The following is a 10187-nucleotide window of genomic DNA, read 5'->3' as shown; positions in this document are numbered from 1 at the left end:
CCCTGGCGCTGCTGCGAAATCACCCCATCCACCCCCGGTCCGCTCTGACAGGTGAGTTACCTCCTTCCGTATGCTCATCCCGGCGTTTCATCAGTTCTTTCCCACTCGCCATCGCCGATTAACCAAACAAAGCAACACAACCTCGTCATGGCAGCTCTTTGGTCTTCGATGAGTCCTCCGAGAGGTCCGTCGGACGTGTGGTGTAGGGGAGGATTTCGTAACAGCGCCAGGGATGGCGCGGAGCAAGGTCGGTCCATAGATGGACCGTGAATTGCGGTGAAGAAAGCCTCCCCTACACCACACGTCCAGCCCGCCAAGCAACCAGTCAACATTCACACCTGCCACCTTCCTACAAGCCGCCGTTAACTGTATCATCCAACTTGGTTAACAGAGACAAACCCACCAACAAGCAAACAGAACCGGAGCCAACCATGCGCAACGCCGACCTGGTCGCCCGTGACCTGAAATCCGTCTGGCACCCCTGCACCCAGATGAAGGACCACGAATCCCTGCCACTGATCCCCATCAGCAAAGGCGAAGGGGTCTGGCTGGAAGACTTCGAAGGCAACCGTTATATCGACGCTGTCAGCTCCTGGTGGGTCAACCTGTTCGGTCACGCCAACCCACGCATCAATGGCGCCATCCGCGACCAGATCGAAAAGCTCGAGCACGTCATCCTCGCCGGTTTCAGCCACGAACCCGTGGTGGAGCTGTCCGAAAGGCTGATCGAGGTCACGCCGGAAGGCCTCAACAAGTGCTTCTATGCCGACAACGGCTCCTCGGCCATCGAGGCCGCCCTCAAGATGAGCTACCACTACTGGAAGAACCACGGCAAGCCGGGCAAGAAGAACTTCGTCAACCTGTCCAACAGCTACCATGGGGAAACCCTGGGCGCCTTGGCCCTGGGCGACGTGGCCCTGTACAAGGACACCTACCAGCCCCTGCTGATGGAAGTGCTCACCGCGCCGTCACCGGACGCCTTCAACAAGGAACCGGGCGAGACCGACGAGGAATACGCCCTGCGCCAGTTCGAGGCCATGGAACAACTGCTGGCCGAGAAGCACGACGAGATCTGTGCGGTGGTGGTGGAGCCACTGATCCAGTGCGCCGGCGGCATGCGCATGCACCACCCCATTTACCACACCAGGCTGCGGGAAGCCTGTGACCGCTACGGCGTGCACCTGATCGCCGACGAGATTGCCGTGGGTTTCGGGCGTACCGGTACCATGTTCGCCTGCGAGCAGTCCGGCATCACCCCCGACTTCATGTGCCTGTCCAAGGGGCTCACCGCCGGCTACCTGCCGCTGTCCGTGGTGCTGACCACCAACAACGTCTACAACGCCTTCTACGACGACTACGAAACTCTGCGTGCCTTCCTGCACAGCCACAGCTATACCGGCAACCCCATCGGCTGCGCCGTGGCCCTGGCAACCCTGGACATCTTCCGGGATGACGACGTCATCAACGCCAACCGGGCCCTGTCGACATGCATGGCGGATTCCGTGGCCCACCTGGCGGATCACCCCAACGTCGGCGATATCCGCCAGCATGGCATGACCATGGCCATCGAAATGGTCAGGGACCGGAAGACGAAAGAGCCCTTCCCCTGGCAGGAACGCCGTGGCATCCGGGTCTACAAGCACTCACTGACCCGAGAGGCCTTGCTGCGGCCTTTGGGCAATGTGGTCTATTTCATGCCGCCGTACACCATCACCGAGGATCAGATCCGTCACCTGGCCCAGGTGGCCACCGAAGGCATCGATATCGCGGTACGTGACTAGGGGTCTGCGCGGAAGAAAGTCGCACCGCTGCGTCCAGACTGGCCAGAAGGTGGCGTGTTTCGGTAACCTGTCGCTCCCGATGACGATCTTCCCGACAGGAAACGCCTGTGCGCAATCCGCGAATCTTCACTGATGCCCCGTTAGAGGAAGGCCAGACGGTTTTCCTTGATGACAGTGCCGCCCACCACGTCGGCAAAGTGCTGCGCATGCAGCCGGACCAGCCCCTGGTGCTGTTCAACGGCGATGGGGCCAACTACCCGGCCGAGCTGGACGACGTGGGCAAGAAGCGGGTCAGCGCACGAATCCTGGCGAAGGAGGAAAGCACCTGCGAACCGCGCCTGAAGATCCTGCTGGGGCAGGTTATCTCCAAGGGCGATCGTATGGACTACGCGGTGCAGAAGAGCACGGAACTGGGGGTGGATACCATCGTCCCTCTCACCAGCGAGCGGTGCGACGTGCGCCTGAAGGGCGACCGGGAAGACAAGCGTATCCGCCACTGGCAACAGGTCGCCATCAGCGCTGCCGAGCAATGTGGACGGGCGACGGTACCCACCATCACCCCCTTATGCACGTTACCGGACTGGTTCCGGCAAAGCGAAACCTGCGACCTGCGCCTGGTCCTGCACCACCGCACCGAACAGCCGCTGGCCGACATGGCCCCGCCCCGGAACGGCGTAGCGCTGCTGGTAGGGCCGGAAGGAGGCCTCTCAGAAGCGGAAATCAGCGCAGCACGGCAAAGCGGCTTTTCTCCCGCAGCCCTCGGCCCCCGGGTGCTGCGAACCGAAACCGCACCGGTGGCGGCCCTGACCCTGTGCCAGTGGCTATGGGGTGATTTCAGGGCGCCTGGGCAATAGCCTGTAGTCCCGGCTGGACGGTACATCGGTGAAGCCCGCCAACGACCCCAAAAGCCGGACTGTACTATACTGCGACAGCATAAGGGGTGAACGGCCCGGCCACGACACCCTGACGGATTCAAGGAGAAGCACCGGATGCCAGGTATTGTTTCCTGGATTAGACACAGGCTGTTCCCCAGCCACTCCGGCCATGGTGCCCACTCCACGATGTCGGCGGGCAGCCCTCACCCCACCGGGAGCGGTCTGCTCAATCCAGGGGGGGCGGATACCCCGGATTGTCGTCCACCACGGGCAAGGCTGGACGACCACCTGTTCTGCTGGTTGCTGGACAGCACCCCCCGACAGATCGAACAACCGTCGCCGCTGACCAGCAAGGTCCTGCAGGAACTCGACGCCCGCCTGCGGGACGACGCCCTGAGAGAACTGCCCCGTCAGCCGCTGACGCTGCCCACCCTGATGCGAACCCTGGCCAGCGATTCCACGTCCCGCAAGGAAGTGACCGACATTATCCTGAGTGATGCCTCCCTGACCAACCAGGTACTCCAGGTTGCCAACAGCCCTTTCTTCAAGGTGAGCGACCACCACGTGGAAGACGTTGACCAGGCGGTATTCCTGCTGGGCCTTGACGGCATCCGCAATGTTGCCTCCGCATCGGTGATGCGTCCCATGCTGGCCGCGCGCAATTCCGCAGAATCCACCTTTTCCCAGCGGGTCTGGCGATGGGGCCTCACCTGCGCCCGGGCCGCCGAGCTCATTGCCCTGAACAACCGGCAGGAGAGCACCAGCTACTTCATGGTTGGCCTGCTGCCGGCGCTGTCCTACCTGACCCTGAGACGGGAGGTGCAAAGCATTGTCGAACACCGTTTTCCCGACCAGCGCCCCTCCCCGCATATCCTCCACGAGGCCATGCGGCGCTTTGAATGGGCAACCGCGCAGAAAATTGCCCACGCCTGGGGCCTGCCCTCCAGGTATCACGCCCTGCTGCTGACCGCGGAACGCCCGACACCCGACCAGGAGCACTCACCGCTGAACGACGGCATCATCCTGGGTACCCGGGAAGTGTTGCGGGACGCGCACCAGCGAAACCTGGGGATTGACGAGTTGCAACCCCTGCTGTCCATCAACGAGGAGCAGTTGGACAAGATCCGCCAGATACTGTCACGCCTTCTCAGTGAGGGGCTCTCCAGCCGCTGAGGCCTGATCGGAGACCAGTAATTCAGCGAAAGTCCGGGTCTGGTCGGCAGAGACCCTGGGCACCAGTTCCGGCGGCAGGACCCGGGGCAGACGGCTGACCACCCTTTCCTCATCGGCCCGCACCACATCCAGCACATCCCCGATCCGGATCAACTCCAGCGCCCGCCCGGGCACCAGATGATCACCGGACGATCCGGCCAGGGACAGCAGGCCCTGGCGAATCAGCTTGTCGGATATGCGCCGGGTTATCTCCCCGGGAACCCGCATCTCCCGCTCCAGAGTCTCCTGCTGGGGCGCCGGCCTGCCCTCGGCAAAGGGTTTGCAGACGTTCCACATCAACACCAGGGCCACCTGCTCCTGAAGTTCTGGAGAGGGGTCCACTTCACGGCTCCTGGACACATTGCCGGGGTTCTGCAGATAAAAGGCAATGCTGGAGCCCAGCAACAGGATCATCCAGTTGATGTAGGTCCAGATCAGCAGGATGATGCCAATGGCGAAACTGGAGTACACCGCCGCGTACCGGGTGGAGCCGGCAACAAACGAGGCAAAGATCATCCCGCCCGCCTGCCAGGAGACACCGGCGATCACCCCGCCAATCAAGGCGAAGCGCAGCTTGACGCGGGTATTGGGAATAAAGACATAGACAAAGGTGAACGCCCCCACCACCAGGAAGAACGGCATCAACCGGCTGAACATCAATACTGCTGAGCCAAAGGGTTCGATCTCGATCAGTCGCTGCACGAAGGTCGAGGAGAAAATGGTCGCCGAAATACCAATGGCAGACACCATCAGTAAGGGCCCGATCATGATCACGCTCAGGTAGTTGGAGAAGCGCTGGGCCAGCGAGCGCATTTCCGGCACCCGCCAGATCACGTTGAAGGACCGCTCGATCTTCTGGACCAGGGCAATCACCGTGTATACCAGTAACGCCAACCCTACGGACCCCAGCACCCCCACCTTCATGTTGTCCACAAAGGTCAGGATCTGATCGGCCACCTCCGCCCCCTGGGGCCCCAGGGGCTGGAAGAACTGGTACAGGAACGGCTCGATGCGATGGTGTACCCCCATGGCCTTCAGCACGGAGAAACTCAGGGCGAGCAACGGCACGATACTGAGCAGGGTGGTGTACACCAGGCTCATGGCATGAAGGGTGAGCTGACCGCTGATCACATCGCGAGTCACCGCGTAGGCAGTGCGACCGGCCTTGTACAGCCAGGTCCAGGGCCAATGCTGAGGCGGGTTGGGGTTGGCCAGGATCCACTGTTCAGCCTGGCGGAAACGCTCTTTGAACTGGAATGACGCCACACACAATCCTTGGTTGCTGCCTTGAATACCGCGAACGGGCCCGACCACGTCGGGACATTCCCGATTCCTTATGGCAGGTTACCGATATTGAAGCAGTTCAGGGAGAGTATGGCTGAAAAAACGGGTGGGGAGAAATGCAGGCGGGGATCTAAGGAGCCTCTGAACAGGCAAGGAGTTATTCAGAGGCTCCTTAAGCCCCCGCCCTGGGAATTATTCCCGGTTGGCGACTTTGCCCAGGTTCTCGTTAATCTTGAAGATGACAATGAACAGTTCGCAATAGACCCGTGTCATCAGAATACCCCCGACGATGATCCCCAGTCCCATCAGGAAACTCCCGAAGGTAAACCCCTGGTAACCGGAGAACATGCTGACAAAACCAGAAATCACCACCGCGATGATCGACAGCCAGTAAATGACGGTAATGATCTTCGGAGTAACCATGGAATCGAAATTCAGAAACGACTTGAGCATTCTTCTTTCCTCATTGATGTACTGGCCGTCATCGGGAATGACACGACCGCTCCATTAACCGGAGTTAATTTTAAGAGCGAAGAATGCCACAAAGGTAGGATAGATGGAAAGTTATTGCATCATTTTGCATTGACCAAGTACCTGAATTAATGGCGATAAGATGTCATCACTGCCTGATTATTATCCGTTCATCAATAAGGCTCTCATCAGTAAACAGGCATTGAGGCATCATATCCGGGTGGCCAGGTTCCCCGCCGTAATCTCCACAATCCGCTGCCGGGCCTCGCGACTGGCCCAGGCAGAGTGCGGGGTCACAATCAGGTTGGGAATATCCTCCGCCAGCAGCGGATTGCCGTTGCGGGGTGGTTCTTCGGTGAGCACATCAAAGCCGGCGCCGCCAACAGTGCCGGCGCGAAGGGCATCAGCGAGAGCCTGTTCGTCCACCAGGCCGCCGCGGGAGGTGTTGATAATCAGGGCCGTGTCCTTCATCTGTTCCAGTTCCCCGACGCCGATCAGGTTGCGGGTATCGTCCGTAAGCAGGCAGTGCAGTGAGAGCACATCCACTTGAGGAAGCAGCTCGTCCAGGGGAATGCGCGAATAGCCGTCCACCTCTCCCGTTTCCTGGCCGGGACGGCAGCCGAGGACGATGTTCATACCGAAGGCTTTCGCCCTCTCGGCCACGCCCTGCCCCAGGTCGCCATAGCCGATGATTCCCAGGGTCTTGCCTTCCAGTTCCATGATGGGGTGTTCCATCAGGCAGAACATGGCGCTCCGCCCCCAGCGGCCTCCCCGCACATCCCGGTCATAGTCCAGTAGTCGGGTGGCCAGGGCCAGGATCAGCGCCATGGTGTGTTGGGCCACGGTGGAACGACCATAGCCGGTCACATTAAGCACCCGGATGCCGTGTTCTTCTGCCGCCTTCAGGTCAATGTTGTTGAGGCCGGTGGCCACCACGGCAATGGTTTTCAGTTCCGGGCAGGCTTCGAAATGCTCCCGGCCCAGCAGTACCTTGTTGACCAGCACGGTGTCGAAGCCCTGCAGGCGCTCAATCACCTGATCAGGACGGGTACGGTCGTGACAGGTCAGCGGCCCGGTCACCTCTTCAATCGGTTCCAGGGTGACATCGTCGCCCAGGGTGCTGGCATCAAGGAATACGGCTTTCACTGTTCTGACTCCTGTCTTATGCTCTGAGGAACGACTTCCACGGCTAATAGGGAACGTATCATGGAGCATGAATTCTGGCACACCCGCTGGGAAAAGGGCGAGATCGGCTTTCATGAGGGGACCGTAAACAAGTACCTCCACGACCACTGGCCTGAATTTTCGGGCGACCGCACTGACACCGTTCTCGTCCCCCTGTGTGGCAAGGCCCATGACATGTGGTGGCTCCACGACCGTGGCCATCCCATCATCGGCGTGGAGCTGAGCAAGGTGGCCTGCAAGGATTTTTTCGAGGAGGCGGAAGAAAAAGCAAAGGTCCACCCGGGCGAGCCCTTCACCACCTTCCGGCATGATGACCTGGAACTCTGGTGCGGGGATTTCTTCCAACTGGTGCCGGACGACCTGAAACATGTGCGGATGGTCTATGACCGGGCCGCCCTGATTGCCATGCCGCCGGAGATGCGCCGGAACTATGTGGAACACCTGACCGCGGTGATCCCGGACGGTACCCGGATCCTGTTGATCACCCTGGACTACGACAGTAGTGAAATACAGGGCCCGCCATTCAATGTCAGCGATCAGGAAGTGTATGACCTCTATGGGGAGGACTATGAGATCCGCCATATCCTGAGCCAGGATATGGGGCGGGACAATCCCTTCGCCAAGCGTAAGGGGCTGCAAAACGGCGCTACCGAAAGCGTTTTTTATCTCAAAAAAAACTAAACGCTCCTGGCGATAATTTTCGATATTCTTTCAAACATTTAGAGAAATGGTAGTGGGCTTGGTTCGCTGAAGTCGCGCCTCCCCCGATACTGTGCGTTTGTTTTTTGTACATGTTTTACCATGCTGGTGAAGTACCCCCCTGTAACAAAAATTAACATAGAGGGAACTTCACCATGCCAATGAGACGATGCATTCACTGCCTGATCCTTCTGCTGGCCATGTCTGGGCTGGCGATCACCGGCCATGCGGCCAACCCCCATTATGACCTCAAGGTACTGTCCAGTGCCCCGGACCAGGTCACCGGCGATGACGTACTGGTGCAGGTGCTGTTCAAGGACCGCCCCATCAAGTCAAAGCCGGCGGTCGCCTCCCGGCTCCGGCACCTGGAATTCTGGCTCAACGGACGGCCCATCGAGCCTGAAATCCGGGCAGGTCAAGACCGCCATGAGATTCTGGTGACCGGCCTGCAACAGGGCGAGAACCGGCTTGAACTGCACCACCGCCGACAGGGTCCGCTGGCTTCCGTCACGATGACGGCACACCCCATCACCGGTCCTGTCTTTTCGGGGCCACAGCAGTATCCCTTCGTGTGCACCGTTACCACGGAGCTCGGCAAACAGCCCCTGGTGGATACCGACGGTAATACCGGTTTCCCGGTTCTGGACAGCAGCGGCAGCCAGATCGGCCTCAGCCGTGACTGTTCCATCGAGCCCTACGTCACCTTTATCTACCGCACCACGGACGGGCGCTGGGCACCGCTTCCCGAAGACGGTGTCCGCCCCGATGACATGGCCCGCACCACCCTGACCAACGGTCGTACCGTGGACTTTATCGTCCGTCAGGAACGGGGCACCATCAACCGGTTCATCTACAGCTTCGCCACCCTGGCGGAGGCGGATGATGCGCCCTGGGAGGCCTCCACTGACCAATGGAACGGGCGACTGCTGTTCCACTTCGAAGGTGGCGTTGCCGTTGGCCACAGCCAGGGCCGCATCAGCGGGCGGGCGCTGGAACCGGAAGTGCTGAAGAAGGGCTACGCCGTCATCTATTCCACCGGCACCCGAACCAGCACCCACTATAACCTGCAGGTGGGTGGCGAGACCGCGCTGATGGTCAAGGAACACTTTATCAAGCGCTTCGGCGTGCCGGACTACACCGTGGCCATTGGCGGCTCCGGTGGCGGCATCCAGCAGTATGTCTATTCCCAGAATCATCCCGACCTGCTGGATGGCGGCGTGCCACAGTACTCCTACCCGGACATGATCACCCAGGTGATCCATATCGGTGACTGCGAGTTGCTGGAGCACTACATGGACGTGACCGACGGCGATAATCCCAAGTGGTGGATTACCAGCAACCGAAGCTGGCTGGTGGGCCTGAATGCCACCGACAACTACCCTGATCCGTTCGCCGATGCCAAGCGCGCCCTGGGCTACGGTACCGCCCCCGGCATGACCGAATGCATTCCCGCCTGGCGCGGCCTGACCGCCCTGGTACTCAACCCCCACTATGGCCAGGCCCGTAACCAGGCACTGATGCAGCCTCCCGGCGTGATGGATGAGGTGCAGTGGACCCACTACGACGACGCCCGCAACATCTATGGGCTCGACGAGAACGGCAATCCCCGCACCGTGTATGACAACGTTGGGGTGCAGTACGGGCTCAACGCGCTGGTGGAAGGCAACATCACCACCGATGAGTTCCTGAAACTGAACGCCCAGATTGGCGGCTGGAAACACCCCAACGACATGGTCCAGGAAGGCTTCCCGTTCCTGGGTGACTTCTCGCCGGCCAACTTCGATCCCTGGAGCCGCCGCAACATGATGCTCAGCCCCGATGGGGTCACGCCTGCTCCCCGTACCGAAGCCGATATCGAGGCCATCAACGCCGCCTACACATCCGGCCTGGTATTCGATGGCGAACTGAATATGCCGGTGATCGACTGGCGGCACTACCTGGAGGAAGTGCTGGACATGCACAACAGCCACCAGTCCTTCTCCGCCCGTCAGCGCATCATCAACCGCATGGGTGACGCCGGCAACCAGGTGATCTGGTTTACCGATACCCGGCCCACGGACCTGTCGGATCCGACCGAGCCGGAGCCGCGGGAGGAATACAACCAGACCTGGATGGCCCTGGAGGTACTGCACGACTGGATTACCAACATCCAGCAGCACCCTAATCGCAGCATTGCCGACAACCGACCGCCGGAAGCCGTTGATGCCTGTTTCAACACGGACGGTTCACTGATCGATGCCGGGGAGGATGTCTGGAGTGGCGTGCTGGATGATGCGCCGGAGGGAATCTGTACCCAACAGTTCCAGACCTACTCCACCTCACGAATGGAGGCCGGCGGCCCCATTGAGGGCAGCCTCTTCAAGTGCGCCCTGAAACCGGTGAACACGGCCCTGAATGACGGTACCTATGGCAACGTCTCCTTCACCAGCGCCGAGATCGACCGCTTGAAAGAGATCTTCGCCGAAGGTGTCTGTCACTACAGTGCCACGGATCAGGGGCGTCCAGGCGGCTGAAGCCTCACAGCCAGCCCTGATGCCCCGGTCACCCGGGCGCGTTCGGGCCACTGACACAGGGAGATCCGGGGCCTATGGGCCCCGGATCTCATTTGCCGGCCTTGCGCTCCCGTTTCCGTATCGTGCAGCTCCCTGCCTGGGACTGACGCAATACCTGCCACGCCCGG

General features: G+C 60.4%; 8 protein-coding genes. 5 read left to right on the top strand and 3 right to left on the bottom strand.

The window, feature by feature from the left end:
* The first annotated feature begins 431 nt into the window (after window positions 1–431).
* The 3 genes from ACJO3T_RS02015 (at window position 432) to ACJO3T_RS02005 (ending at window position 3829) form a co-directional block, all read left to right on the top strand.
* Window positions 432–1781, top strand: a complete 1350-nt coding sequence (locus ACJO3T_RS02015; protein ID WP_406977652.1) for an adenosylmethionine--8-amino-7-oxononanoate transaminase — start codon at window positions 432–434, stop codon at window positions 1779–1781.
* A gap of 107 nt (window positions 1782–1888) precedes the next feature.
* Window positions 1889–2635: a 16S rRNA (uracil(1498)-N(3))-methyltransferase gene (locus tag ACJO3T_RS02010; protein WP_406961003.1), complete on the top strand. Its 747-nt coding sequence runs from the start codon at window positions 1889–1891 to the stop codon at window positions 2633–2635.
* A gap of 135 nt (window positions 2636–2770) precedes the next feature.
* A complete protein-coding gene (locus ACJO3T_RS02005) occupies window positions 2771–3829 on the top strand; it encodes an HDOD domain-containing protein (RefSeq protein WP_406961001.1) in 1059 nt (352 codons plus the stop codon).
* Here the strand turns inward: ACJO3T_RS02005 and ACJO3T_RS02000 are convergent.
* The 3 genes from ACJO3T_RS02000 to ACJO3T_RS01990 form a co-directional block, all read right to left on the bottom strand.
* Window positions 3794–5134, bottom strand: coding sequence for a YihY/virulence factor BrkB family protein (locus ACJO3T_RS02000; RefSeq protein WP_406960999.1), 1341 nt, complete (start codon window positions 5132–5134; stop codon window positions 3794–3796). The two genes, ACJO3T_RS02005 and ACJO3T_RS02000, sit on opposite strands and share 36 nt — an antisense overlap.
* A gap of 210 nt (window positions 5135–5344) precedes the next feature.
* Window positions 5345–5605, bottom strand: a complete 261-nt coding sequence (locus tag ACJO3T_RS01995; protein ID WP_406960997.1) for a DUF4282 domain-containing protein — start codon at window positions 5603–5605, stop codon at window positions 5345–5347.
* 228 nt (window positions 5606–5833) lie between these two features.
* Window positions 5834–6769 carry a D-2-hydroxyacid dehydrogenase gene (locus ACJO3T_RS01990; RefSeq protein ID WP_406977651.1) on the bottom strand — a complete coding sequence of 312 codons (936 nt, stop codon included), beginning with the start codon at window positions 6767–6769 and terminating at the stop codon, window positions 5834–5836.
* A gap of 60 nt (window positions 6770–6829) precedes the next feature.
* Here ACJO3T_RS01990 and tmpT point away from each other — a divergent pair, with 60 nt between their 5' ends.
* Entirely contained in the window at window positions 6830–7489 is a 660-nt protein-coding gene (gene tmpT / locus ACJO3T_RS01985) for a thiopurine S-methyltransferase (protein ID WP_406977650.1), read from the top strand.
* 173 nt (window positions 7490–7662) lie between these two features.
* Window positions 7663–10020 (top strand): DUF6351 family protein, encoded by a 2358-nt coding sequence (locus ACJO3T_RS01980; RefSeq protein WP_406977649.1) that lies wholly within the window; start codon window positions 7663–7665, stop codon window positions 10018–10020.
* Window positions 10021–10187 lie beyond the last annotated feature (167 nt).

Source organism: Marinobacter shunpengi, assembly GCF_045449715.1.
In the GTDB taxonomy this organism is placed as follows: domain Bacteria; phylum Pseudomonadota; class Gammaproteobacteria; order Pseudomonadales; family Oleiphilaceae; genus Marinobacter.
Note: the sequence above shows the minus strand (reverse complement) of the source record. Positions and strands in the feature narration are given on the sequence as shown.

Bases quoted from the DNA above. Each gene is read 5' to 3' on its own strand.
- ACJO3T_RS02015 (WP_406977652.1), top strand. From the start codon at position 432: ATGCGCAACGCCGACCTGGTCGCCCGTGACCTGAAATCCGTCTGGCAC.
- ACJO3T_RS02005 (WP_406961001.1), top strand. From the start codon at position 2,771: ATGCCAGGTATTGTTTCCTGGATTAGACACAGGCTGTTCCCCAGCCAC.
- ACJO3T_RS01980 (WP_406977649.1), top strand. From the start codon at position 7,663: ATGCCAATGAGACGATGCATTCACTGCCTGATCCTTCTGCTGGCCATG.
- ACJO3T_RS01995 (WP_406960997.1), bottom strand. From the start codon at position 5,605: ATGCTCAAGTCGTTTCTGAATTTCGATTCCATGGTTACTCCGAAGATC.
- tmpT (WP_406977650.1), top strand. From the start codon at position 6,830: ATGGAGCATGAATTCTGGCACACCCGCTGGGAAAAGGGCGAGATCGGC.